At 37.3% G+C, this 25,512-nt stretch carries 18 protein-coding genes, 2 tRNA genes, 3 rRNA genes and 3 pseudogenes; 14 read left to right on the forward strand and 12 right to left on the reverse strand.

The window, feature by feature from the left end:
* Positions 1–55: 55 nt before the first annotated feature.
* Positions 56–352 carry a putative quinol monooxygenase gene (locus DI487_RS13400; RefSeq protein ID WP_109570093.1) on the reverse strand — a complete coding sequence of 99 codons (297 nt, stop codon included), beginning with the start codon at positions 350–352 and terminating at the stop codon, positions 56–58.
* Between the two features lie 13 nt (positions 353–365).
* Complete coding sequence (locus tag DI487_RS13405; protein ID WP_109570094.1) at positions 366–1,193, reverse strand: SAM hydrolase/SAM-dependent halogenase family protein; 828 nt, start codon at positions 1,191–1,193, stop codon at positions 366–368.
* 106 nt (positions 1,194–1,299) lie between these two features.
* Here DI487_RS13405 and DI487_RS13410 point away from each other — a divergent pair.
* From DI487_RS13410 to DI487_RS13425, 4 genes and pseudogenes are all read left to right on the forward strand, one after another.
* A pseudogene (locus DI487_RS13410) lies at positions 1,300–2,249 on the forward strand (PhoH family protein).
* A 185-nt stretch (positions 2,250–2,434) separates the two neighbouring features.
* A pseudogene (locus DI487_RS13415) lies at positions 2,435–3,867 on the forward strand (alpha-amylase).
* 153 nt (positions 3,868–4,020) lie between these two features.
* Positions 4,021–4,968, forward strand: coding sequence for a phosphoribosylaminoimidazolesuccinocarboxamide synthase (locus DI487_RS13420; protein WP_109570095.1), 948 nt, complete (start codon positions 4,021–4,023; stop codon positions 4,966–4,968).
* 173 nt (positions 4,969–5,141) lie between these two features.
* The gene (locus DI487_RS13425; protein ID WP_109570096.1) at positions 5,142–5,528 is read left to right on the forward strand and encodes an ankyrin repeat domain-containing protein; all 387 of its coding nucleotides are present in this window, start codon (positions 5,142–5,144) and stop codon (positions 5,526–5,528) included.
* Positions 5,529–5,576: 48 nt separating this feature from the next.
* Here the strand turns inward: DI487_RS13425 and DI487_RS13430 are convergent, their stop codons facing one another.
* The gene (locus tag DI487_RS13430; protein WP_109570097.1) at positions 5,577–6,665 is read right to left on the reverse strand and encodes a M42 family metallopeptidase; all 1,089 of its coding nucleotides are present in this window, start codon (positions 6,663–6,665) and stop codon (positions 5,577–5,579) included.
* Between the two features lie 82 nt (positions 6,666–6,747).
* Here DI487_RS13430 and DI487_RS13435 point away from each other — a divergent pair, with 82 nt between their 5' ends.
* From DI487_RS13435 to rrf, 6 genes are all read left to right on the forward strand, one after another.
* The gene (locus DI487_RS13435) at positions 6,748–7,437 is read left to right on the forward strand and encodes a DUF4294 domain-containing protein (protein ID WP_109570098.1); all 690 of its coding nucleotides are present in this window, start codon (positions 6,748–6,750) and stop codon (positions 7,435–7,437) included.
* Between the two features lie 622 nt (positions 7,438–8,059).
* Positions 8,060–9,576, forward strand: a 16S ribosomal RNA gene (locus DI487_RS13440).
* A 77-nt stretch (positions 9,577–9,653) separates the two neighbouring features.
* A tRNA-Ile gene (locus DI487_RS13445) sits at positions 9,654–9,727 on the forward strand.
* Positions 9,728–9,820: 93 nt separating this feature from the next.
* Positions 9,821–9,894, forward strand: a tRNA-Ala gene (locus tag DI487_RS13450).
* Between the two features lie 91 nt (positions 9,895–9,985).
* Positions 9,986–12,854: ribosomal RNA gene (locus DI487_RS13455) — 23S ribosomal RNA — on the forward strand.
* Positions 12,855–12,979: 125 nt separating this feature from the next.
* Positions 12,980–13,089: ribosomal RNA gene (rrf, locus tag DI487_RS13460) — 5S ribosomal RNA — on the forward strand.
* The 16S, 23S and 5S rRNA genes sit together here with 2 tRNA genes alongside, the layout of an rRNA operon.
* A gap of 138 nt (positions 13,090–13,227) precedes the next feature.
* Here the strand turns inward: rrf and DI487_RS13465 are convergent.
* Both DI487_RS13465 and DI487_RS13470 read right to left on the reverse strand, forming a co-directional pair.
* Positions 13,228–13,452 carry a hypothetical protein gene (locus tag DI487_RS13465; protein WP_109570099.1) on the reverse strand — a complete coding sequence of 75 codons (225 nt, stop codon included), beginning with the start codon at positions 13,450–13,452 and terminating at the stop codon, positions 13,228–13,230.
* A gap of 109 nt (positions 13,453–13,561) precedes the next feature.
* Positions 13,562–13,972, reverse strand: coding sequence for a DUF4293 domain-containing protein (locus tag DI487_RS13470; protein WP_109570100.1), 411 nt, complete (start codon positions 13,970–13,972; stop codon positions 13,562–13,564).
* 182 nt (positions 13,973–14,154) lie between these two features.
* Here DI487_RS13470 and rho point away from each other — a divergent pair, with 182 nt between their 5' ends.
* Positions 14,155–15,846, forward strand: a complete 1,692-nt coding sequence (gene rho, locus DI487_RS13475; protein ID WP_109570101.1) for a transcription termination factor Rho — start codon at positions 14,155–14,157, stop codon at positions 15,844–15,846.
* A 51-nt stretch (positions 15,847–15,897) separates the two neighbouring features.
* Here rho and tpiA read toward each other — a convergent pair whose 3' ends face one another.
* From tpiA to DI487_RS13495, 4 genes are all read right to left on the reverse strand, one after another.
* Positions 15,898–16,647 carry a triose-phosphate isomerase gene (tpiA, locus tag DI487_RS13480; protein WP_109570102.1) on the reverse strand — a complete coding sequence of 250 codons (750 nt, stop codon included), beginning with the start codon at positions 16,645–16,647 and terminating at the stop codon, positions 15,898–15,900.
* A 52-nt stretch (positions 16,648–16,699) separates the two neighbouring features.
* Positions 16,700–17,197, reverse strand: coding sequence for a TlpA family protein disulfide reductase (locus tag DI487_RS13485; RefSeq protein ID WP_109570103.1), 498 nt, complete (start codon positions 17,195–17,197; stop codon positions 16,700–16,702).
* Positions 17,198–17,266: 69 nt separating this feature from the next.
* Positions 17,267–18,376 (reverse strand): BT_3928 family protein, encoded by a 1,110-nt coding sequence (locus DI487_RS13490; protein WP_109570104.1) that lies wholly within the window; start codon positions 18,374–18,376, stop codon positions 17,267–17,269.
* Positions 18,377–18,443: 67 nt separating this feature from the next.
* Complete coding sequence (locus tag DI487_RS13495; protein WP_109570105.1) at positions 18,444–18,986, reverse strand: DUF1599 domain-containing protein; 543 nt, start codon at positions 18,984–18,986, stop codon at positions 18,444–18,446.
* 117 nt (positions 18,987–19,103) lie between these two features.
* On the opposite strand from DI487_RS13495, the gene folP reads away from it, so the two are divergent.
* Both folP and DI487_RS13505 read left to right on the forward strand, forming a co-directional pair.
* A complete protein-coding gene (folP, locus tag DI487_RS13500; RefSeq protein WP_109570106.1) occupies positions 19,104–19,925 on the forward strand; it encodes a dihydropteroate synthase in 822 nt (273 codons plus the stop codon).
* Positions 19,926–19,927: 2 nt separating this feature from the next.
* Positions 19,928–20,644, forward strand: a complete 717-nt coding sequence (locus DI487_RS13505) for a hypothetical protein (RefSeq protein WP_179948681.1) — start codon at positions 19,928–19,930, stop codon at positions 20,642–20,644.
* Between the two features lie 53 nt (positions 20,645–20,697).
* Here the strand turns inward: DI487_RS13505 and DI487_RS13510 are convergent, their stop codons facing one another.
* The 3 genes and pseudogenes from DI487_RS13510 to uvrA form a co-directional block, all read right to left on the reverse strand.
* Positions 20,698–21,150 carry a hypothetical protein gene (locus tag DI487_RS13510; RefSeq protein ID WP_109570107.1) on the reverse strand — a complete coding sequence of 151 codons (453 nt, stop codon included), beginning with the start codon at positions 21,148–21,150 and terminating at the stop codon, positions 20,698–20,700.
* A 153-nt stretch (positions 21,151–21,303) separates the two neighbouring features.
* The gene (gene rlmH / locus DI487_RS13515) at positions 21,304–21,777 is read right to left on the reverse strand and encodes a 23S rRNA (pseudouridine(1915)-N(3))-methyltransferase RlmH (RefSeq protein ID WP_109570108.1); all 474 of its coding nucleotides are present in this window, start codon (positions 21,775–21,777) and stop codon (positions 21,304–21,306) included.
* Between the two features lie 69 nt (positions 21,778–21,846).
* Positions 21,847–24,638: pseudogene (gene uvrA, locus DI487_RS13520) on the reverse strand (excinuclease ABC subunit UvrA).
* Positions 24,639–24,884: 246 nt separating this feature from the next.
* Between uvrA and DI487_RS13525 the strand changes: the two are divergent.
* Positions 24,885–25,469 carry an RNA polymerase sigma factor gene (locus tag DI487_RS13525; protein WP_109570109.1) on the forward strand — a complete coding sequence of 195 codons (585 nt, stop codon included), beginning with the start codon at positions 24,885–24,887 and terminating at the stop codon, positions 25,467–25,469.
* The last annotated feature ends 43 nt before the right edge of the window (positions 25,470–25,512 follow it).

Consider the following 25,512-nt stretch of genomic DNA (forward strand, 5'->3'; position numbering starts at 1 on the left):
GGTTTAAAATTATGCTATTTTTTAGCATTAGCAAAAAATCTGGACAAAATAGCTTTTACGATAAACTGACTAATTTGTCGACACTCCAAGCTTCCGGTTTATCACTGAAAAGTGTTTTCGTAAAAGGCCAAACCTGACCAAAAAGTTCTGATTTCCTGTAATTATTTAAATGTGTTTCCGATTCCCAATAACTATAAGTGAAAAAAGTTCTGGGATCATTTTTATCGCGGTATAATTCCAGTAAATGATTGCCTTCAAAACTTCTGATCTGATCTTTAAACTGATGAAAATTTTCAAGGAAAGCCTCAATTTTATCTTCTTGAAATCTCATTTTTACAATGCGTATAAACATAATAACGTATTTTTTATGAAAAAGTTATAGTAACTACATCTCTGAATTTTAAGCCTAAAAGAGAATGGGCAGAGCCTACGGTTTTTGGATTACTTTTATAAATAGCAATTTCCAGTAAGCCGTTTTCATTGAACAGGGCTAAACGTTCACCTTCAAAATCTTTTAAGGTAAATTTATCGGATGTATTAAAATCGGAATAGGATTTTTTAATAGTTGTAATTTTTTTGTTATGGAACGAAATTTCAAACGATCTGCCCCGTGCCATTTCCTGAAATAGTTTTTTGGAAATATTAGTGATACAATTCCCGAAATGGTCAATATAGATCACATTTCCCTTAATAACACTTTGTTCGTTTGTAATTTTAGGAACCAATTCGTTAACGGTTTTCAATGTTTCGATTTCTTTTCCGATAACGTTCAAATGACCACCTCTTGCAATATGACAGGCGACAGTTGTGAAAACGTCCATATCAGTTGCGTTCTCCTGTAAGCGATCGTGGATATTTATAGCAACGATCTTTTGCGGAATCTTGCGTTGTGTCAAGGTACTAAGGATTCCGTTGTCTGCACAAATGAAATAATGATCGTCCCATTGCATGGCAATATGCTGAATAGTATCATTGCGCTCACTGTCTACACCTATAATATGGATTGTTCCTTTCGGAAAGCTGCTGTATGCGGCGGCGATGCAATAACCGGCTTCAGTTGTATTGAACAAATCTATGTCATGCGAAATATCAACGATAACTGCTTCTTCATAGCCGGATATTATTTTGCCTTTGGTTGCCCCAACAAAATGATCTTTTAAACCAAAATCAGTAGTTAGCGTAATTATTGACATAAATTTGTTTATAACTTATTAGAAAATGAATCTTAGTTTTTCTTAAATTTGAATACAAAGCTAATATAATTTTAAGACACGAAAAACAATTTAAACTACAAAGCCTTTGAACGAAAGAATAATTGAATTAACTGATATCACTGCCAAAGATTTTTGGGGTCCTCAAGATATTAATTTAGAAGCTATTAAGAAATTTTATCCGAAACTTAAAATTGTAGCGAGAGGAGCCACTTTAAAAGTATATGGTGAAGAAGAGATTCTGGATGAATTTGAAACTAAATTTCGCAGATTAATGCTTCACTTTACTCGTTACAACAGTATCGACGAGAATGTGATCTTACGTGTTTTGGAAACGGACAACCATGAACCGCAGCAGATGCACGACCGAGATAAGATTCTGGTACATGGCGTAGGGGGAAATTAATCAAGGCAATGACGCCAAATCAACAAAAACTGGTTGACTTGGTTATGAAAAATGATATGGTGTTTGCCATTGGTCCTGCCGGAACCGGAAAAACCTATACCGGAGTAGCAATGGCGGTAAAAGCATTAAAGGAGAAACAGGTAAAACGCATTATATTAACGAGACCGGCTGTAGAGGCAGGAGAAAATCTGGGATTCCTTCCCGGAGACATGAAAGAGAAGCTCGATCCTTACATGCAACCGCTATATGATGCTTTGCGCGATATGATTCCGCCGGAAAAACTGGAAGATTACATCTTAAAAGGAATTATACAAATTGCACCACTTGCATTTATGCGGGGAAGAACTTTGGATAACGCTTTTGTGATCTTAGATGAAGCACAAAATACGACTCATAGTCAGATGAAAATGTTTTTGACGCGGATGGGTCGCAATGCTAAGTTTATCATTACCGGCGATCCGGGGCAGGTCGATTTACCAAGAAGGACAATATCGGGATTAAAAGAAGCTATTCTGGTATTGAAAGATGTGGAAGGTATTGGCATGTTGTATTTAGACGATAAAGATATTGTGAGACATAAATTGGTCAAAAAAATAATTGATGCCTATAAGAGCATTGAAAATCATGATTAAATTGTCGTAAAATAGTTATAAAAAGCCGATTGCATTTGTAATCGGCTTTTTATTTATTAAAAAAGTTTGTTTTTTTAATAACTTATTAACACGAAAACGTTTTAGTTGAGATATATTTATTTTTAAGTGTATTTTTTTATTGATTTTGTATTAATTTAGGCTTTAAATCACTAAAAACTAAATATATGAAACTAAAAAAACACGTAGGAATTTTAGCGTCATGTGTGTTGTTCTCATTTTTATCTTGTGATAAAGAGGAAGAACAATCAGACGTTTCTACTTCTTCAAAAGAATTTAAAGCAATTCAGGTAACAAAACATGATGGAAAACCTTTTAGTACTGGTAATACCGGTGAAACCGGAAAGTTTGTAAATGGTCCCGGAGGAGGGGTTTTGATGCAGGCTTTTTATTGGGATCCTACAGGCGGTGGAGTCTGGTGGGATACGGTGAAAGGAAAAGTAACGGCCTGGTCTGATGCCGGAATAAATGCCATTTGGTTGCCACCTGCTTCAAAAGGACAGGGGGAGGATATTCTATGGGATACGATCCGACAGATTATTTTGATCTAGGAGACTATAACCAAAACGGGACAGTAGAAACCAGATTCGGTTCGAAAGCAGAATTAGTGTCACTTATTAATAAAGCACATACTGAGAACATGCAGGTTTATGCAGATATTGTAATCAACCATAATAGTGGCGGTCAACTTGAGGCGAATCCTTACACAGGTACAGATACCTGGACTGATTTTTCGGGAGTGGCATCCGGTAAATTTTTGAGAAGTTATCATGATTTCTATAAAAACAGTTACGGAAATAATGATGAAGGTTCATTTGGTGGCTATCCGGATCTTTGCCATGCTAATCCTTATGTACAAGACTGGCTTTGGAACCGTTCAGATGCTGTTGCAAAATATTACAAGAATACAATAGGGTTTGACGGTTGGCGTTTTGATTATGTAAAAGGCTTCGGGCCATGGGTGGTTCACGATTGGAATGCAAGTGTAGGTGGTTTTTCTGTGGGAGAATATTGGGATTCAAATGTAAATACTTTAGAATGGTGGGCTAATAATGCAAATAGTTCTGTTTTTGATTTTGCTTGTTATTATAAAATGAATGATGCTTTTGACGGAAATAATCTGAATGTTTTGAATGACGACATGATGTGGAAAAGAAACCCGTATAAAGCAGTGACGTTTGTTACTAATCATGATACAGACGAAATTTGGAATAAATACTTAGCGTATGCTTATATTTTGACGCACGAAGGATATCCGACTATTTTTTACAGAGATTATGAGGAGTGGTTAGATAAAAGTAAGTTGAACAATCTGATCTGGATACATAATAACAAAGCAACCGGAAATACAACGATCCTTTATACGGATACTGATGAATATATAGCACGTCGAAACGGTTATAACGGAAATCCGGGATTAATTGTGTATCTGAACAATTCTGATTCATGGCAGGAAAGATGGATACAAACAAACTGGAGCAATACTCAGATTAAAGATTTTACCGGTAATTCCGGTTGGTATCCAACAACCCAAAGTGATCAATGGGTTAAAATCGAGTGTCCGCCAAAAGGCTATTCAGTCTGGTCAATAAATATGTAAAAGGTGAAAAGTCATTTCTTAATTGAAATGACTTTTTTTATAACAAAAGCAAAATTGTTTTTTGGTAATATTGGTAAACAGATTACATTTGCATACACAATTCGTTTAACTACAAATAAACAACTGAGATAAGCTCAGATTACAAACAACCGAATGAACACAATTACTTCAACTAATTTCAATTTCCCGGGACAAAAATCCGTTTACAAAGGTAAAGTAAGGGAAGTTTATAATATCAATGACGAATTATTAGTCATGATAGCTACCGATAGGCTTTCAGCTTTTGACGTAGTGATGCCAAAGGGAATACCTTATAAAGGACAAATCCTGAATCAGATAGCCACACGTTTTATGGAGCTGACTAAAGACATCGTTCCGAATTGGCTTATAGCAACTCCTGATCCTAACGTTGCAGTAGGACATTTATGTACTCCTTTCAAAGTAGAAATGGTAATCAGAGGATATTTGTCCGGACATGCCGCTCGTGAATATGCTGCCGGAAAAAGAACTTTATGCGGAGTGGAATTACCGGAAGGAATGAAAGAAAATGATAAATTTCCGGAGCCGATAATTACACCGACGACAAAAGCCGATTTCGGTGTCCATGATGAAGATATCTCAAGAGAAGCTATTTTGGAAAACGGAATTGTTTCTCCGGAAGATTATAAGATTTTAGAAAAATATACTCGTGCCTTATTTCAAAGAGGAACAGAAATAGCGGCTTCAAGAGGGTTGATCTTAGTAGATACGAAATATGAATTCGGAAAAACTAAAGACGGACAAATTGTTTTAATAGATGAGATTCATACACCGGATTCTTCACGTTATTTTTATGCTGAAGGTTATCAGGAAAGACAAGACAAAGGCGAAGCGCAAAAACAATTGTCAAAAGAGTTTGTGCGTCAATGGTTGATCGCTAATGGTTTTCAGGGAAAAGAAGGACAACAGATTCCGGAAATGACAGAGGAATATATAGAATCTGTTTCCGATCGATACATTGAGCTCTATGAAAATATTACAGGAGAAAAGTTTGAAAAAGCTGATATTTCGGATCTTACAGACAGAATTGAAAAAAATGTTATAGCTTATTTGAAAAAGTAACTTTTAACTTAAGATAAAACGAAAACCACGCAATGCGTGGTTTTTTTATACCCTTGAACATTTTGTAATATTAAATAAAAGTTAAATAAAGTTTTTTGCACAAAAATACTGTAACAAATAAGAAAAGAGAGCGTCTACTTAGCATCAATCATTAATCATTTAAATTTTATATCATGAAAAAAACGATCGGTTATTTAGGTTTAGCTCTTGTAATGGCTACAACAGCAGTTAGTGCTTCTGATTTTAATGTTTCTCATACAGCGGTTTCTGAGATGTATGATTCAAAACCATTGTGTGCTGCAATCAGTAAAGGTGATTTAGAGGCAGTAAAAATTATGATAGAATACGGAGCAGATGTTAATGAAACTACAACCAGAGGAATGACTCCTTTAATGTACGCTGCAATGTATAACAATACAGGGATTATGAATTTGTTAATAGAAAAAGGAGCTGATTTGGAAAAAGAAGATTATCAAGGGCTAACAGCTTTAGATCATGCGAAAAGAAGTAATTCAAATGAAGCTGCCCAATTACTTACTAAAGCAATGAAAAAGAAATAATTAGTATTTGTTAAGGTAGAAAAAGGCACCGTGAGGTGCCTTTTTTATTTATTTGAAATAGGAAAAACTATTGTCGTTTTCAATCTTAAGCAAAGTCTCGTAGATTAGCTTAACAACATTTTCAACATCTTCACGATGTACCATTTCTACAGTTGTGTGCATGTAGCGCAACGGTAGAGAAATAAGAGCAGAGGCTACTCCTCCGTTACTGTAAGCAAAAGCATCAGTATCAGTTCCGGTAACTCTTGAGGAAGCGTGGCGTTGAAAAGGGATTTTGTTATCTTCGGCAGTATCGACGATCATCTCACGTAAAATATTTTGTGTTGCAGGAGCATATGCAATAACCGGTCCGCGACCCATTTTCAGATCTCCTTCGATTTTTTTGTCGATCATAGGGGTTGTAGTGTCGTGGCAAACGTCAGTTACGATAGCAACATTAGGTTTGATTGTTTGTGTGATCATTTCAGCACCGCGTAAACCAATTTCTTCCTGAACGGAATTGACAACGTATAATCCGAAGGGAAGTTTCTTTTTGTTTTGGTGAATTAAACGGGCTACTTCAGCAATCATGAAACCACCCATACGGTTATCAATAGCTCTGCATACAAATTTATTTCCGTTTAAAACTTCAAATCGATCAGGGTAGGTTATCACACAACCTACATGTATACCTAATTCTTCCACTTCTTTTTTACTGTCGCATCCGCAATCAATAAAGATGTTGCTTACTTTGGCTGTTTCTTCTTTATCTCTGGTTCTTGTGTGTATGGCTGGCCAACCGAATACACCTCTTACAATTCCTTTTTTAGTATGAATGTTAACTCTTTTTGAAGGAGCGATCTGATGGTCACTACCTCCGTTTCGGATAACATAGATCAAACCGTCATCGGTAATATAATTAACATACCATGAAATTTCATCAGCATGCCCTTCAATGACTACTTTATAAGGAGCATCCGGATTTACAACACCTACAGCTGTTCCGTAAGTGTCCGTAATAAAAGTATCAACATAAGGTTTTAGGTAATCCATCCATATTTTTTGACCGGAAGACTCATAGCCTGTCGGAGAAGCATTATTCAAGTATTGCTCTAAAAATTCCAGTGATTTTTCATTTAGTATTGAACTTGTACTCATAAAATTTAATTTTTTGCTAAATTATGAAATAGATTCGTACACTTATGATTATTTGCTTATTTTTGATTTGATTTTTTAAGGTATGAGAATAGCTGTTTTTCTTTTTATAATAGGAATTAATAACTTTTTATGGTCACAGGAAGCCGATACATTAAAAGTAACGGCACAGGATTCGGCTGTTTTATATTCAATAGAATTAAAAGAAGTGGTAGTTTCCAGAGAAGAAACCGCTTTAGAGGCTGAACGGAGAAAGCTACTTATATTAAAGAGAAGGGTGTATAAAACTTATCCTTATGCAAAAGCTACTGCTGAAAAACTTAAGCAGCTTAATGAAACAATGGCTAAGTTGAAAACTAAAAAAGAAAAAAAGAAATACTTTAAAATAGTAGAGAAGTACCTGCAGGAAGAGTTTGAACCTCGATTGAAGAAACTATCTCGTAAAGACGGACAGATTCTGGTGAAGTTAATTTACAGACAAACCGGTGAGTCGACTTTTGATTTGATTAAAGATTATAAAAGCGGTTGGAAGGCTTTTTGGTCAAACAATACAGCTAAACTTTTTAATATTGATCTCAAAGAAGAATACCGGCCTTTTGACGAATTAGAAGATTTTCATATCGAAAGTATACTGGTTACAGCTTTTCGTCAAGGGCATTTAGTTAAGCAGGATCCTGCAATTCCTATAGATTTAAAAGAATTGGCTGCAACTTGGAGAGCCAAAATTGAAAAAGCGAGAGAAGAGCGTAAAGCAAAAGAACTCGGTAAACAATAGTTATTCTTTGAATAATTCGATTAAGCTCACATTTTAATTGGTTAGAGATATTTCTTATTTAGCACTTCATTTTTGTTATATATTTAGAAGGGTTAAAAAAAGTTTTTCTTGTAAGTTATTGTGTTTCAGGGTTAGTAAAAAAAACTTTAAAAAAAAGGCATAAAAAAGTTTGCGAGAATGGAAAAAGCTACTACTTTTGCACCCGCAAATCAGCCGAGATATGTTTTTAAATAAAGCGATTTAGGGAGGTTTGAGAGGTTCATAGAAAGGGTGTTAAAACGGGAAAAATATTTTGAAAAAAACTTGAAAAAATATTTGGATTGTAAAGGATAAACACAGTATCTTTGCCCTCCGCAAGATGAGAGTTCTTTGGAAGCGTTAAGGTTTTAATTTTAACGAAAAAATACTGAAAAAACGAGTTTTAAAATTTTTGAAAAAAAAAATTAAAAAAAAGCTTGCCAGTTAAAAAAGAAGTTGTACTTTTGCACCCGCTAAACGAAAGAATAGCGAGAATAAAAAAGAAGACACGTTCATAGACATATTGAATTGACAGCATACAAAAAAGAGAGTAAGGCGAATTAATTAGACGAATGACCAAGTATCGTACGAAATTAAAAATACTACGATGAAGAGTTTGATCCTGGCTCAGGATGAACGCTAGCGGCAGGCCTAACACATGCAAGTCGAGGGGTAGAGTTAGCTTGCTAACTTGAGACCGGCGCACGGGTGCGTAACGCGTATGCAATCTACCTTGTACAGGGGATAGCCCAGAGAAATTTGGATTAATACCTCATGGTATTTTAGAGTGGCATCACTTTATTATTAAAGATTTATCGGTACAAGATGAGCATGCGTCCCATTAGTTAGTTGGTGTGGTAACGGCACACCAAGACGATGATGGGTAGGGGTCCTGAGAGGGAGGTCCCCCACACTGGTACTGAGACACGGACCAGACTCCTACGGGAGGCAGCAGTGAGGAATATTGGGCAATGGAGGCAACTCTGACCCAGCCATGCCGCGTGCAGGAAGACGGCCCTATGGGTTGTAAACTGCTTTTGTACGGGAAGAAACACTGGTATGTATACCGGCTTGACGGTACCGTAAGAATAAGCATCGGCTAACTCCGTGCCAGCAGCCGCGGTAATACGGAGGATGCGAGCGTTATCCGGAATCATTGGGTTTAAAGGGTCCGTAGGCGGCCTTATAAGTCAGTGGTGAAATCTTCTGGCTCAACCAGAAAACTGCCATTGATACTGTAAGGCTTGAATATTTGTGAAGTAACTAGAATATGTAGTGTAGCGGTGAAATGCTTAGATATTACATGGAATACCAATTGCGAAGGCAGGTTACTAACAAATGATTGACGCTGATGGACGAAAGCGTGGGGAGCGAACAGGATTAGATACCCTGGTAGTCCACGCCGTAAACGATGGATACTAGCTGTTCGGATGCAAATCTGAGTGGCTAAGCGAAAGTGATAAGTATCCCACCTGGGGAGTACGCACGCAAGTGTGAAACTCAAAGGAATTGACGGGGGCCCGCACAAGCGGTGGAGCATGTGGTTTAATTCGATGATACGCGAGGAACCTTACCAGGGCTTAAATGGGAGACGACAGTTTAGGAAACTAGACTTTCTTCGGACGTCTTTCAAGGTGCTGCATGGTTGTCGTCAGCTCGTGCCGTGAGGTGTCAGGTTAAGTCCTATAACGAGCGCAACCCCTATCGTTAGTTGCCAGCGAGTAATGTCGGGAACTCTAGCGAGACTGCCGGTGCAAACCGAGAGGAAGGTGGGGATGACGTCAAATCATCACGGCCCTTACGTCCTGGGCCACACACGTGCTACAATGGCCGGTACAGAGAGCAGCCACTTAGCGATAAGGAGCGAATCTATAAAACCGGTCTCAGTTCGGATTGGAGTCTGCAACTCGACTCTATGAAGCTGGAATCGCTAGTAATCGGATATCAGCCATGATCCGGTGAATACGTTCCCGGGCCTTGTACACACCGCCCGTCAAGCCATGGAAGCTGGGGGTACCTGAAGTCGGTGACCGTAAGGAGCTGCCTAGGGTAAAACTAGTAACTGGGGCTAAGTCGTAACAAGGTAGCCGTACCGGAAGGTGCGGCTGGAACACCTCCTTTCTAGAGAAATCGATACGGTTTATTCGAGATGAGTTTTACTCTCGCTGTTAGTTCAAAAATTAAAGCTAAAAATACAGAGTCTCGTAGCTCAGCTGGTTAGAGTACTACACTGATAATGTAGGGGTCGGCAGTTCGAGTCTGCCCGGGACTACTAATTTTAGTTTTAAAAAAAGAGGAAATTCTAGGTGTTGGCTAACCGTTTAAAGTTACTGTTAACTGTAGACTGTTAACTGATCACTGAGACGGGGGATTAGCTCAGCTGGCTAGAGCGCCTGCCTTGCACGCAGGAGGTCATCGGTTCGACTCCGATATTCTCCACGAGATCGAGAGATCAAAAGTTCATTGACATATTGAGATACTAAAAAACAAAGTAGAAAGAAAACACAAAGAATACGAAAGTATTAAAGTACAATAAGCAAAATAAGGGCGTATGGGGGATGCCTAGGCTCTCAGAGGCGAAGAAGGACGTGATAAGCTGCGAAAAGCTACGGGGATTGGCACATACGAATAGATCCGTAGATATCCGAATGGGGCAACCCACTATGTTGAAGACATAGTATCCGATAGGAGGCGAACCCGCTGAACTGAAACATCTAAGTAGGCGGAGGAGAAGAAAACAAAAGTGATTCCGTAAGTAGTGGCGAGCGAACGCGGATTAGCCCAAACCAATGTTGTTACGGCAATATTGGGGTTGTAGGACCACGAGATTTCTTACGGATTGAATTAGAATAACCTGGAAAGGTTAACCATAGAGGGTGATAGTCCCGTATAAGTAAGAGAAGATAAGGATAGTGGTATCCTGAGTAGCGCGGGGCACGTGAAACCCTGTGTGAAACTGGCGGGACCATCCGCTAAGGCTAAATACTCCTGAGAGACCGATAGTGAACCAGTACCGTGAGGGAAAGGTGAAAAGAACCGTGAATAACGGAGTGAAATAGATCCTGAAACCATACGCTTACAAGCGGTCGGAGCCCTTTTGGGGTGACGGCGTGCCTTTTGCATAATGAGCCTACGAGTTACCGTTGCCGGCAAGGATAAGCACTTCAGGTGTGGATCCGTAGCGAAAGCGAGTCTGAATAGGGCGCCATAGTCGGTAATGGTAGACGCGAAACCGTGTGATCTACCCATGGGCAGGTTGAAGCTGTGGTAACACATAGTGGAGGACCGAACCGGTTGACGTTGAAAAGTCTTCGGATGACCTGTGGGTAGGGGTGAAAGGCCAATCAAACTCGGAAATAGCTCGTACTCCCCGAAATGCCTTTAGGGGCAGCGCTGGCTTAGTTTATTAGAGGTAGAGCTACTGATTGGATGCGGGGGTTTCACCACCTACCAATTCCTGACAAACTCCGAATGCTAATAAATGTTTACCAGCAGTGAGGGCATGGGTGCTAAGGTCCATGTCCGAGAGGGAAAGAACCCAGACCATCAGCTAAGGTCCCCAAATGTATACTAAGTTGAAAAAACGCGGTTTGTCTGCTTAGACAGCTAGGATGTTGGCTTGGAAGCAGCCATTCATTTAAAGAGTGCGTAACAGCTCACTAGTCGAGCGGACGAGCATGGATAATAATCGGGCATAAGTATACTACCGAAGCTATGGCATCGAAAGATGGGTAGGGGAGCATTCTAAACTGGGTTGAAGGTGATCTGTGAGGATTGCTGGACTGTTTAGAAAAGCAAATGTAGGCATAAGTAACGATAATGCGGGCGAGAAACCCGCACACCGAAAAACTAAGGTTTCCTCAGCTATGCTAATCAGCTGAGGGTTAGTCGGGTCCTAAGGCAAACCCGAAGGGGGTAGTCGATGGCCAACGGGTTAATATTCCCGTACTACTTATAATTGTGATGGAATGACGGAGTGATGAAAGCACCGCGAACTGACGGAAGTGTTCGTTGAAGTATGTAGCTATAAGACCTATAGGCAAATCCGTAGGTTTTGGTGAAATACGATAGTACTCGGAGTCTTCGGACAAAGGGATAGTGTGCCTAAGGGCTTCCAAGAAAAGTTTCTAAACTTAGATTATAAGTACCCGTACCGTAAACCGACACAGGTAGTTGAGGAGAGAATCCTAAGGTGCTCGAGAGATTCATGGCTAAGGAATTAGGCAAAATAGACCTGTAACTTCGGGAGAAAGGTCGCCCCGCTCAGGCGGGGCCGCAGTGAAAAGGTCCAGGCGACTGTTTATCAAAAACACAGGGCTCTGCAAAATCGTAAGATGAGGTATAGGGCCTGACACCTGCCCGGTGCTGGAAGGTTAAGAGGAGATGTTATCTTCGGAGAAGCATTGAATTGAAGCCCCAGTAAACGGCGGCCGTAACTATAACGGTCCTAAGGTAGCGAAATTCCTTGTCGGGTAAGTTCCGACCTGCACGAATGGTGTAACGATCTGGACACTGTCTCAGCCATGAGCTCGGTGAAATTGTAGTATCGGTGAAGATGCCGATTACCCGCAGTGGGACGAAAAGACCCTGTGCACCTTTACTATAGCTTAGTATTGACCTTGGACACGTGATGTGTAGGATAGGTGGGAGACTTTGAAGCGGCGTCGCCAGGCGTTGTGGAGTCATTGTTGAAATACCACCCTTTGCTTGTCTGAGGCCTAACCCTGCGGATGTAGGGGACATTGCTTGGTGGGTAGTTTGACTGGGGTGGTCGCCTCCAAAAGAGTAACGGAGGCTTCTAAAGGTTCCCTCAGCACGCTTGGTAACCGTGCGTAGAGTGCAATGGTATAAGGGAGCTTGACTGAGAGACATACAGGTCGATCAGGTACGAAAGTAGAGCATAGTGATCCGGTGGTTCCGTATGGAAGGGCCATCGCTCAAAGGATAAAAGGTACGCCGGGGATAACAGGCTGATCTCCCCCAAGAGCTCACATCGACGGGGGGGTTTGGCACCTCGATGTCGGCTCGTCACATCCTGGGCTGGAGAAGGTCCCAAGGGTTGGGCTGTTCGCCCATTAAAGTGGCACGCGAGCTGGGTTCAGAACGTCGTGAGACAGTTCGGTCTCTATCTACTGCGGGCGTTAGAAATTTGAGTGGATCTGATTCTAGTACGAGAGGACCGAGTTGGACGAACCTCTAGTGTATCTGTTGTCTCGCCAGGGGCACCGCAGAGTAGCTACGTTCGGAAGGGATAAGCGCTGAAAGCATATAAGTGCGAAACCCACCACAAGATGAGATTTCTTTTAAGGGTCGTGGAAGATGACCACGTTGATAGGCTATAGGTGTAAAGGCAGTAATGTCATAGCCGAGTAGTACTAATAACCCGTAAGCTTATGTACACGCTCTTCCCCGCTGCAAGGCGGGGGGAGAACTTTCTTAAGGTTTTTTATTATCTTAGTATGTTACAATATTGCAACCGATGTTGCAGTCTTAAGTAAAGTATTTTTACTTTAGACTAAAAACTTAAGGTGGTTATAGCGTCGGGGCTCACCTCTTCCCATTCCGAACAGAGAAGTTAAGCCCGACAGCGCAGATGGTACTGCAATCCTGTGGGAGAGTATGTCGCCGCCTTTCTTTAAGAGGATCATATAAAATATGATCCTCTTTTTTTTTACCCTATTTTTGAGAAATGGAGTTTACACATAAATAGGGTATCTCTTTTAAAAAAGGAAAAGGAAAAGGAAATGAAAAGGAGAATTCTAATTAATCTTTTTATTGATTAAAATCGTTTGTATGAATGTATTTGGCGAGGTTTCTGCCGTCAGCAATAGCACTTACGACTAAGGAAGCACCGATTCTGGCATCACCGATAGTGAAATATTTAGGATTTGAGGTGTTGTAGTTTTGGCTGTTGAATCGTTGTTTATGCCAAGTTACAGAACTCCCTGAAATAGCAACTGAACCCGTAAAACCTATCGCTACTAAATAGTAAATCACAGGGTAGTGTGCGGCTAGTAAAGAAAGTAAAGAAAGGAAGATATTAAAATAAAAAAGTCTAACTAAAGAGTTAGACTTTTTAACGCACTAATAAACTAAGATGTTAGGTTTATCGTAATCGATCTACTGATTTTACAAGATCCTCATCCTTTTTAATTGCTCTGTTTGCCAGAACAAGTAAAACGATAGAAATGGTAGGAAGAAAAATCCCAATACCCTTCTCAGAAATTTCAGTTTCTCCGGATAAGCTTAGCGTTCGATATACAAAAAATCCTAGTAATATAAAGTTTAATATTATATTCAATCTGTTTAAAACAAATTGGAGTTGCCTTTTTTTGTAATTTAAAATACTTACTAAAGCTAGTAAGGAAATAATACCAAAAAGTGATAAATAAAGAATAGAGTCCTTAGCAAAAGTAACTAAACCGTTTGCATCAGTCCATAATGAAACAAAAAAGGGTAAAACACCTGATAAAATCAGGCAAACTCCCATGTATATTGTTTGAATTCTTTGAATCATTTTCTAGGTTATTGATGCAAAAATATAGTTTCTTTTTATAAAAAACTATTGTTTTCTGCATTTTTATTTGTATTATTGCAATGTAAAACCGTAAGTACTTCATTTTACGGTTTGTAGATAAACTCATTTTTTTCTTATCATTTTTCGATAATAAATCGTATAAAAATTTCAGTTAGATATTCATGTTTGATATTGAAGTATTAAAGGAGATGAAACTCTCTGACTTGCAAGAAATTGCCAAAGTTGCTAATGTAAAAAAATATCGTTCTTTAAAAAAAGAAGATTTAATCTATCAAATTCTAGATATGCAAGCAGCTAATCCTGAAAAGGTAAAAGCAGAGGAAACTTCTCCGGTAGTAAAAGAAGATAAAGCAGTTCCTAAGCCTAAAAGGACTAGAATTGTTAAAAAGGCTAAGACCTCGGAGGGTACTGAAGTGGTTGATGAGGCTAAGAATCCTTTATTGGAAGAAAAGGAAGCTAAAGAAGTAGCTGAAGAATCAAAACCTGTAGCAAAACAGACAACCAGACGCGCTAAGACTGAAGTAAAGGATCAGAGTGTAAATAAGGAAGCTGTTGTTGTAAAGGAAGAGGAAGTTAAGACAGAACAACATCAAGCTTCTTCGGTTCAAAAAGTGCCAAACAGTAAAGCAAATGCTAATAATCCGAATAATCCCAACTATAAGAAAAGTAGTCATCACAATAGTGAGAAAGGAGCAAATAATCCAAAGCAGCCGAATTATAGAGAGCCGGATTATGAATTTGACGGAATTATAGAGAGTGAAGGTGTTCTGGAAATGATGCCGGATGGTTATGGTTTTTTGCGCTCTTCAGATTATAATTACCTTTCTTCTCCAGATGATATTTATTTGTCACAATCTCAAATAAGATTGTTTGGTCTTAAAACAGGTGATACCGTAAAAGGAGTTGTAAGACCTCCAAAAGAAGGTGAAAAGTATTTTCCTTTGGTAAAAGTATTAAAAATTAACGGCCACGATCCGCAAGTGGTACGCGATAGAATTTCGTTTGAACATTTAACTCCGGTTTTTCCTAAAGAAAAATTCAGACTTGCTGAACGTAGCAGTACTATTTCCACACGAATTATTGATTTATTTTCTCCGATCGGTAAAGGCCAAAGAGGTATGATCGTTGCACAGCCTAAAACCGGTAAAACGATGTTGCTGAAAGATGTTGCTAATGCTATTGCGGCGAATCATCCTGAAGTATATATGATCGTACTTTTAATTGACGAAAGACCGGAAGAGGTAACTGACATGCAACGTAGTGTTAAAGCAGAAGTAGTAGCTTCTACATTTGACAGAGAACCTCAGGAGCATGTTAAGATTGCCAATATTGTTTTAGAGAAAGCCAAACGTTTGGTTGAGTGTGGTCATGATGTGGTTATCTTATTAGATTCAATTACACGTTTGGCAAGAGCTTATAACACGGTACAACCGGCTTCAGGAAAAGTATTGAGTGGTGGGGTGGATGCCAATGCCTTACAGAAACCTAAACGTTTCTTTGGTGCAGCCCGAAATGTAGAAAACGGAGGATCGTTGAGTATCATTGCAACAGCGCTTACAGAAACCGGTTCTAAAATGGATGAAGTGATCTTTGAAGAGTTTAAAGGAACAGGTAATATGGAATTACAATTAGATAGAAGAATTGCTAATAAACGTATTTTCCCTGCAATAGACTTGGTTTCTTCAAGTACACGTCGTGATGATCTGTTATTAGATGAAAATACTGTCCAAAGAATGTGGATCATGCGTAAGTATTTAGCCGATATGAATCCTGTAGAAGCGATGGACTTCATTTATGATCGTTTCAAGAAGACACAGAATAATGAAGAATTTTTGATTTCTATGAATGAATAGATATAAAAAAGTCCCGATTTCGGGACTTTTTTATTATTGTTTTTTATTTTTTTAAATTGCGTTTACAATAGCCAGAAAATCAGTTGCCTTTAATGAAGCGCCACCGATTAAACCGCCATCAACATCCGGTTTCGAAAAAATCTCTTTGGCATTATCCGGTTTAACACTTCCTCCGTATAAAATCGAAACATTTTCAGCGACATCATTTCCATATACTTTAGCAATTAATTCGCGAATGAACTGATGCATTTCCTGAGCTTGTTCAGGAGAAGCAGTTTCTCCGGTTCCGATAGCCCAAACCGGCTCGTAAGCCAGAATAATAGATTTCCAGTTTTCTTTTTCTAAGTGAAAAAGCGCATCTCGTAATTGGTATTCCACAATATTGAAATGATTGTTTTTTTGACGGTCTTTTAACTCTTCACCAAAACAGAAGATGACACGCATTTCATGCTTTAAAGCAGTATCTACTTTATTGGCTAATAAAGCATCGGTTTCATGAAAATAAGCTCTTCTTTCGCTATGTCCTAAGATCACAGTTTGAACACCGATATCAGTAAGCATATTTGCCGCAATTTCACCAGTAAAAGCTCCGCCTTCAGCCTGGTGCATATTTTGAGCAGCTACCGTAATATTTTGACTGGCTACTTTATCAACTGCAGCTTTTAAGTTAACGAATGTTGGTGCTACAATGATCTCAGCCGTAGTTTCTTTTTTCTGAGCAACGATATCATCTAATAAAGCAAGAGTTTCTGTGTATGTTTTATGCATTTTCCAGTTTCCTGCTACAATATTTTTTCTCATAAATCTTTATATATTTTGGTTTGTTTTTTGAATTTATTGCGTAACTGAACAATTATTCCAGCTTGCTTAATGTTTCTTCGATTTTAGCATCATCAGCTTCAATTACTTTGAATAAAGCAATTTTTCCTGTTTTATCTACAATCATATAACGAGGAATCCAATCTAAAGCAATTGATTTCCCGAAGACACCTTTCATTCCGTCTGTAGTAAGATAATGTTTACCGGTTACCTCGTATTTTTCAATTCCTTTAAGCCAGGCATCGTAGGTTTTATCCATTGAAATGAATAGGTAAACCAGTTCCGGATGTTCTTTCTGTAGCGCTTTTACTTTTGGCATACCTTTCACGCAATCAGGACACCAAGAAGCCCAAACATCAATAAAAACGGTTTTACCTTTATATTGTTCGATGATCTCTTGAAAAGTAACCGATTGGTTTTCTTTAGAGATCATTTTATTTTCAAGCGCTTCTTTTGAAAATTCGGTATTGTTTTGTGCTTCACAAGAAATCAAAGCTAAAACTCCGATAAATAATAATAAGATCTTTTTCATTTTTGTTTTTTAATTTATTGGTTTAATCCAAATGTAAACAATTCAACAAGTAAAAAATAGACCTGTGAATTATTTTAACACTACTTTATCGATATCGTTGAAATGTTTCTTCTGAACGACAACTCCTTTTTCTAAAACAACGATACTTGGGTTAGCTCGTTCTATTGTTTTTAAAGTAGTTGCATCACAAAAATAATAGTCGAATGTTAAACCGTATTTCTTTTTATACTCTTCAATAATATCTGTTCCGGAAGATGTCATTCCGATTACCAGATATCCTTTTTCTGCTGCTTTTTGATAAAAATCTTCCAATTTCTTCATGCCATTTTCTTTTGATTTTTTTAAATCATACGAAATAAGCATAATCACTTTCGGTTCTTCTAAAACACTTTCAGTATAATCGTTTCCGCCTTTTTCGATCGTAAAGTCATGTACCGGAGGAATGTATCCTTCTCGTATCAGTTTGTCTTTTCGGTCAACAAATTCAGCACCTTCCGGAACTTTATTAGCCATTACATCGTCATAACTGATTTCGGTATCCAGACCATTAACGTTATAAATAAATACCATTTCGTATTCACTTTTAGGTGCTCCTTCCGGTATTTCCATCGCTTTTTTGATATCTGTTCCTACTTTATAAGCTCTGAAATCAATTATAGGCAAGTGCTGTAAAACATAATAAGCCATGAATAAACAAAGTGAATAAGCAACAAATACAGTATAGTTCACTCCTATTTTTCCGTATAATGGACGGATGTATTTTTGGTTGATAAATAAAATAAGAATTAAGACTAATAAAACTACGTCTTTAGAAAAAGATTCCCAAGGGGTTAGTTTTAAAGCATCTCCGAAACAACCGCAATCTGTAACTTTATTAAAATAAGCCGAGTAGAACGTTAAAAAGGTAAAGAAAACGATCATGGCTAATAAGCTCCAGACTGTAAATTTGGGTTTGAATCCGATAAGAAGCATAACTCCTAAAACAACTTCAAAAATTACAACAAAACAAGCAATAAGCAGTGCATAAGGAATAAAAAACTCCATGTTTAAAACATCTGCACTGAAATATTCTTCTAATTTGAATGAAAAACCGGTCGGGTCATTTAGTTTGATTAATCCTGAAATAATAAAGAGAACGCCAACTAAAATTCGGGCGATTTGTGTACTAATGTTTCGCATTTTTTAAATTTTTCTAAAATTAACTTTTTCACTTCAATTAAGCTGTCAATGAAATGTTAACCAGTTGTTAATCGGCTTTACCTAAATGGATCAAGGCAAAGACTGAATAATTAATCATATCTTGATAATTGGCATCAATTCCTTCTGAAACGATAGTTTTACCCTGGTTGTTCTCGATCTGTTTTACACGGAGCAATTTCTGAAGGATCAGATCTGTAAGGCTGCTGACCCGCATATCTCTCCAGGCTTCACCGTAATCATGGTTTTTATCTTCCATTAGCTGTTTTGTCAATGCAATTTTTTCATCATATAATTGAATCGCTTCGTCAGCACTTAAATCGGGTTGATTGGCAATACCTTTTTCGATTTGTATCAAAGCCATTACGCAATAATTGATAATTCCGATAAATTCTGAGGTTTCGTCTTCTTCGATTTTACGTACTTCATTTTCCTGTAAACTTCGGATGCGTTGTGCTTTTATAAAGATTTGATCTGTTAAGGAAGGCAAGCGTAAAATGCGCCAGGCAGTTCCGTAATCTTTAGCTTTTTTGCTGAACAAGTCACGGCAAATCGTTACTATTTTATCGTATTGTTGCGACGTATTGGTCATTATTTAGCGTATATTTGTTTGATTAATTTTCAAAAGTAATTAATTAAGGAGAAAGAATAAAGAGAAAAGAAGCAGACTTTGAATTTTGATCTTTATTTTAATCTGATATAGAATGACATGACTATAAACTGTAAAGGAAACTTGATCGATTTAAGTACTCCAAAAGTAATGGGGATCTTAAATGTGACACCCAATTCGTTCTATGACGGAGGGAAATATAAATCCGATTCCGATTTTTTAAATCAGACTGAAAAAATGCTTTCCGAAGGGGCTGCTTTTATAGATCTTGGAGCATATTCTTCAAGACCGGGAGCTGAGTTCGTAACGGAAGAGGAGGAGATCAACAGGATTTTACCGATTATTGCTGTTATTTTGAAGAGATTCCCGGAAACACTACTTTCGATAGATACTTTCAGGGCTCAGGTGGCTCAAAAAGCGATCGAGAACGGAGCAGCCGTTATTAATGATATTTCAGCAGGTTTATTGGATAAAAACATGTTAGAAACTGCGGCACAATTACAGGTTCCTTATATTATGATGCACATGAAAGGTAATCCGAATACTATGCAATCATTGGCTCAATATGAGGATATTACGAAGGAAGTAACCTATTATTTTTCGGAAAGGGTCAGTGCAGCTAGAGCCTTAGGAATTAATGATATTATTTTAGATCCGGGATTTGGTTTTGCGAAGACCTTAGAACAAAATTATGAATTATTAAGGCGGACTGATTTTTTGTCGGTTTTTGAATTACCCTTACTGATCGGTATTTCAAGAAAATCAATGATCTATAAGTTATTAGAAACAACACCTCAAAATGCTTTAAACGGGACTACGGTTCTGAATACGATCGCTTTGCAAAAAGGAGCTCATATATTACGGGTTCATGATGTTAAAGAAGCAGTTGAATGTATTACAATAATGGAACAATTATGCTAAATATGAGAAGAAGTATTATTTTAATATCACTATTAGGTTTGATCTCGTGTAAACAGGAAGACGTTCAGTTGCCTAAAAGTGATCTTTCCGTTCAGAAAGAGATCTACGATCATTCCCCGGTTTATCTGTTTTTCAGAGTAGAAGGGAAAGATACTATTGCAAAGATCAATAGAAAGAATACGATCGGTACAACGAATTGGATCTTTAATATCGATAAACGATTGCCGTTACATGCTGTGATTCCGGAAGTACAGCAATTGCAGGAAAAGAAAAAGAATGGGATGCACAAAAGAGAAGATGCGGTTAATGTATATTCGTATGCCGACAGTATCGGGAAAAATTTAGCCTTTTTGCCTTTTACGGATGTGCAATATTTTTACGATAAAGATTTCTCAAAATTCTATATAAAAGAACATGCAGAATTGTATCAAGCATACAATAATCTAACGATCAATTTTAATAAAGAAAACGAAATTACAATTGACGGAAATGGTATTGACAGAGAAGAATTTGTTCCTTTTGTACGTGATTTTGCTGATTTTATGAGTGATGGAAAGAATACGATTATTCATTTGAATTTCAGCAAATATCTGACTTATGAACAATACATTCAAAATAAAATACTGGCGTGGCAACTTACTTCTGACCGTATACAGCTTTCATCGTACGAGTTTGTTTATGACGAAAAGAAATTACCGGAATGTGGTTGTAAATTATAATAAAAAAAGCTCCGCTATAAGCGGAGCTTTTTTTATATATCTTTTTAAGAATATTATTTTTTAGGAAGTTTCTTTTCAAACATCTTAACGATTTGTTCTAAATTGAATGATTTAGAAACACCTGAAGTATTACCGTCTTTGCTTCTACACATAAACTGAACATAAGTTCTGTCTAAATTTTTAGAGTAGTGTAACCAAACATAATCGTTAGGTAATTCTAATTTAATATCTAATAACGGATCAGCAGTGAATCCGGCTAAAATAATGTCTTCCAGTTTTTCAATATCGTTGTCTAAGTCACGGAACGTGAACGAACGATTTGTGATCTCTTCTTCTTTTTCGATGTTTTTGTAAAAGAAAGTGTATTTGTCACCTTCTGTCTGAATGTACATATCGTTCTGACCGATAGCACCTAATCTAATAATAGGAGTAGTTTCAATTACTTTTATTTGACCAAAGGCCACACAATTGATAAAAACAACTAGAATAGTAATTAAATTTTTCATAAATTTTGAGGTAAAAATTAAATTAGTGATTGGTAATAATTTTGGCTAAATATATTGTAAATTTTAACAAAAACAAAAATAATGGCTTAATAAAAACGCTTTGTTACGTTAGTTTTACGAAATGAGTAAATTTTTAAAAGAAAAAGTATTTAATTATTGATGGTGGTATGGTTCGTTTTTTAAAATAGTAAAACCACGATAGATTTGTTCAATAACAAATAGCCGAACCATCTGATGGGAAAAGGTCATTTGAGATAATGAAACTTTTCCGGCTGCTTTTTGATAAACCTGTTCGCTGAAGCCATACGGCCCGCCGATAACAAAAACCAGTGTCTTTATTCCGGCATTCATTTTCTTTTGTAAAAATTCAGAAAACCCCATACTGGAAAACTCTTTTCCGTTCTCGTCTAATAAGATCAAATGATCTGTAGGTGTTAACTTAGATAAGATCAATTCACCTTCTTTTTCCTTTTGTTGGGCTTCACTTAAATTCTTTACATTTTTAATATCGGGAATAATTTCCAGATCAAATTTAATGTAAAAGCCCAAACGCTTTGAATAATCATCGATCAGAGCCTGAAGGTTTTTGTTATCCGTTTTTCCTATGGTTAGAAGTTTGATGTTCATGGGGTGATGTGTTAATTTGATCTATAAAATTCAGACATTTTCAAATTACGGAATCTTCAAATTATTAAATCAATTCAGTTTTTCCTTTAAATATATTCCGGTTACCGAATTTTTATTCTTTACAATTTCTTCCGGTGTACCGAAAGCAACTAATTTTCCGCCGTTTTCTCCGCCTTCCGGGCCAATGTCTAAAATATAGTCGGCACATTTGATTAAGTCTAAATTGTGTTCGATTACAATTATCGAATGCCCTTTTTCGATCAAAGCATCAAAAGAGGCTAACAGTTTTTTAATATCGTGGAAATGTAATCCCGTTGTAGGCTCGTCAAAAACAAATAAAGCTTTGTCCTTAACCGTTCCTTTTACTAAAAAAGAAGCCAGTTTGATACGCTGTGCTTCACCACCTGAAAGAGTAGAAGAGGACTGACCTAATTGTACATAACCTAAACCAACATCTTGTAACGGTTGCAGCTTTTGTGTGATCTTAGTTTGCTTATGCTGAGTAAAAAATTCAACAGCATCGTCAATGGTCATTTTAAGGATGTTATCAATATTTTTTCCTTCAAAAGTGACTTCAAGAATTTCTTTCTTAAAACGTTTTCCGTGGCAGGTTTCACATTCCAGATGAACATCAGCCATGAATTGCATTTCAATGGTTACTTCTCCGTCTCCTTTACAAGTTTCACAACGACCGCCGTCGACATTGAATGAAAAATGCTTTGGTTGATAGCCACGTAATTTTGAAACCGCTTGTTTTGAGAACAGATCACGAATATCATCATACGCTTTAATATAGGTAACCGGATTAGAACGCGAACTTCTTCCGATAGGATTTTGGTCTACATATTCAATATGTTTGATATTCGCAAAGTTTCCTTTCAATTCAGAAAATTGCCCGGCCTTTTCGCCTACACCGTCTAATTGTTTTTGAATAGCCGGAAACAGTATCTTTTTTACCAGTGTACTTTTTCCACTTCCTGAAACGCCCGTAATAACCGTTAAACAATCTAAGGGGAACATAAAATCCTGATTTTTAAGATTGTTTTCACGAGCACCGATTATATCGATATGGTGTTTGAATTTGCGTCGTTTTTGAGGTACTTCTATAATCTCTTTTCCGCTAAGATAGTTTGCCGTAAGAGAATCTGCTTTCAGAATTTCATTATAGGTTCCTTGTGCTACTAGTTCTCCGCCATGCGTTCCGGCTTCCGGACCAATATCGATGATCATATCGGCTGCTTTCATAATATCTTCGTCATGTTCAACGACAATAACGGTGTTCCCTAAATCACGAAGATTTTTCAACACAGAGATCAAACGTTCCGTATCTTTTGGATGCAGACCGATACTCGGTTCGTCTAAAATATACATAGAACCGACTAAGCTACTGCCTAATGAAGTTGCTAGATTGATGCGTTGCGATTCTCCTCCGGATAAGGTTGCCGAATTCCGATTTAAGGTTAAATAGCTCAATCCGACATCTGATAGAAAAGCTAAACGGTTGTTGATCTCAATCAATAGACGTTTGGCAACTTTAACATCGTATTCAGTAAGTTTTAAGTCTTTGAAGAAAGGTATTAATTTTACAATAGGTAAATCTACCAATTCGCTTATTGTTTTTCCGTCTACTTTTACATAGTTGGCTTCTTGTCGTAACCTTTTGCCTTTACAAACCGTACATTTGGTTTTTCCTCTGTAGCGGGACAATAAAACACGATTCTGTATCTTGTAATTTTTTTCTTCCAGTTCGGCAAAAAAATCATTCAACCCGTGAAATATTGGTTTCCGTTCCAGATCAAAGCTTTTTGCTCGTCAGAAAGTTCAAAATAAGGTTTGTGAATCGGGAAATCGAATTTGTAAGCATTGTTAACCAATTGGTCACGGTACCAGCTCATACTTTCACCACGCCAAGGGTAAATTGCATTTTCGTAAACTGAGAGTGCAGTGTTAGGTATGACCAATTCTTCATCAATACCGATCACATTTCCATAGCCTTCACATTTAGGACAAGCACCATACGGATTATTAAAACTAAATAAATGGATATTAGGTTCTAAGAATGTTATGCCATCCAGTTCAAAATTGTTGCTGAATGATAGCTGTTTGTTCGTTTTTAATTCTTGTAAAAAGCATTCGCCTTTACCTTCATAGAAAGCCGTTTGGACAGCATCTGCCAGACGGTTAAAAAACTCTTCTTCGTCCTTAACGACAATTCGGTCAACAATTAAAAAGATTTCTTTTGTATCAAGTTTAACTTGCTCAATAGCATCTAAACGAACCATCTCATTATTAACCAATATACGAGCAAAACCTTGTTGTAATAAAACATTTAGTTTGTCTTCGATGGCACGTCCTTTTTCCAGATGAATCGGTGCTAATAATAGCCATTTAGAGTCTAATTCAAAGGTTTTTACAGTTTCAATAACATCGGTGACTGTATGTTTTTTTACTTCTTGCCCTGAAATAGGAGAAAAGGTTTTTCCGATTCTGGCATACAATAATTTTAAATAGTCGTAAATCTCTGTTGAGGTACCTACCGTTGACCGGGCATTAGTGGTATTGACTTTTTGTTCAATAGCAATTGCCGGGGCGATACCTTTGATATATTCTACCTTAGGTTTGTCTAAACGACCTAAGAACTGACGGGCATATGACGATAAACTTTCAACATAGCGACGTTGTCCTTCTGCATAAAGTGTATCAAATGCTAAGCTTGATTTTCCGGATCCAGATAATCCGGTAATAACTACCAGTTTATTTCGGGGAATGGCTACATCAATGTTTTTTAAGTTGTGCAATTGAGCACCTTTAATCAGGATATTTTTTTTAGGTTCAAGTTTAGAAAAATCAGTTGTGTTCATAGTTTTTTGTAAGATTTGCAAAGATAATAAATATCAAGTTTTTTACAGGAATTGACCAAGAGTTTTATGTTGTATTCCCTTGAATATTGAAAAAAAATGAACTTTTAGACAAAAAGTTTGAAAATAATTTGGTGAATTGAAAGAAAATCTATTAAATTTGACAATCAATTGTAAAGAAAACGGCCTATAGTTTAAAAATACTTTTTTAGAGATTCTTAACCCACAAGTAAACTAAAAGGTATTGTTATGGCTAAATATGAACTTTCCGATGCGGTCTTGGTAAAAAATTATGTAGGTGGTAATGAACAAGCTTTAGCTACATTAATAGAAAGACATCAATCCAAAATTTACGGCTTTATTTATTCTAAAATTCAGGATAGAGATATTTGCGATGATATCTTTCAGGATACCTTTATTAAGGTGATCAGAACCTTAAAGTCAAAAACGTATAATGAAGAGGGTAAATTTTTACCTTGGGTCATGCGTATAGCACACAACTTGGTTATTGATTATTTCAGGAAATCAAAGAAGATGCCTATGCAGAGAGATACCGAAGAATTTTCGATATTCTCATTTATGAGTGATGATAATCCTAATATCGAAGGAAAGATCATACTGGAACAGGTAGAAATGGATCTAAGTCGTTTAATAGATGAACTTCCTGACGATCAGAAAGAAGTTCTGGTGATGCGTATTTATCAGGATTTGAGCTTTAAGGAAATAGCTGATCTAACGGGAGTTAGTATTAATACGGCTTTAGGAAGAATGCGTTATGCGCTAATGAACCTGCGTAAAGTAATTGAAAAAAAACAGATAATTTTAACGAATTAAATACTAAACAAAAGTTTTGTGCGTTATAACTCTATAGATTTTA

It is taken from the genome of Flavobacterium sediminis (assembly GCF_003148385.1).
In the GTDB taxonomy this organism is placed as follows: domain Bacteria; phylum Bacteroidota; class Bacteroidia; order Flavobacteriales; family Flavobacteriaceae; genus Flavobacterium; species Flavobacterium sediminis.

Coding starts and splice junctions, on each gene's coding strand:
- DI487_RS13490 (WP_109570104.1), bottom strand. CDS start 18,376: ATGCGAAACATTAGTACACAAATCGCCCGAATTTTAGTTGGCGTTCTC.
- DI487_RS13400 (WP_109570093.1), bottom strand. CDS start 352: ATGTTTATACGCATTGTAAAAATGAGATTTCAAGAAGATAAAATTGAG.
- DI487_RS13420 (WP_109570095.1), top strand. CDS start 4,021: ATGAACACAATTACTTCAACTAATTTCAATTTCCCGGGACAAAAATCC.
- DI487_RS13405 (WP_109570094.1), bottom strand. CDS start 1,193: ATGTCAATAATTACGCTAACTACTGATTTTGGTTTAAAAGATCATTTT.
- DI487_RS13425 (WP_109570096.1), top strand. CDS start 5,142: ATGAAAAAAACGATCGGTTATTTAGGTTTAGCTCTTGTAATGGCTACA.
- folP (WP_109570106.1), top strand. CDS start 19,104: ATGACTATAAACTGTAAAGGAAACTTGATCGATTTAAGTACTCCAAAA.
- DI487_RS13525 (WP_109570109.1), top strand. CDS start 24,885: ATGGCTAAATATGAACTTTCCGATGCGGTCTTGGTAAAAAATTATGTA.
- DI487_RS13505 (WP_179948681.1), top strand. CDS start 19,928: ATGAGAAGAAGTATTATTTTAATATCACTATTAGGTTTGATCTCGTGT.
- DI487_RS13495 (WP_109570105.1), bottom strand. CDS start 18,986: ATGACCAATACGTCGCAACAATACGATAAAATAGTAACGATTTGCCGT.
- DI487_RS13430 (WP_109570097.1), bottom strand. CDS start 6,665: ATGAGTACAAGTTCAATACTAAATGAAAAATCACTGGAATTTTTAGAG.
- rho (WP_109570101.1), top strand. CDS start 14,155: ATGTTTGATATTGAAGTATTAAAGGAGATGAAACTCTCTGACTTGCAA.
- DI487_RS13485 (WP_109570103.1), bottom strand. CDS start 17,197: ATGAAAAAGATCTTATTATTATTTATCGGAGTTTTAGCTTTGATTTCT.
- DI487_RS13435 (WP_109570098.1), top strand. CDS start 6,748: ATGAGAATAGCTGTTTTTCTTTTTATAATAGGAATTAATAACTTTTTA.
- tpiA (WP_109570102.1), bottom strand. CDS start 16,647: ATGAGAAAAAATATTGTAGCAGGAAACTGGAAAATGCATAAAACATAC.
- rlmH (WP_109570108.1), bottom strand. CDS start 21,777: ATGAACATCAAACTTCTAACCATAGGAAAAACGGATAACAAAAACCTT.
- DI487_RS13510 (WP_109570107.1), bottom strand. CDS start 21,150: ATGAAAAATTTAATTACTATTCTAGTTGTTTTTATCAATTGTGTGGCC.
- DI487_RS13470 (WP_109570100.1), bottom strand. CDS start 13,972: ATGATTCAAAGAATTCAAACAATATACATGGGAGTTTGCCTGATTTTA.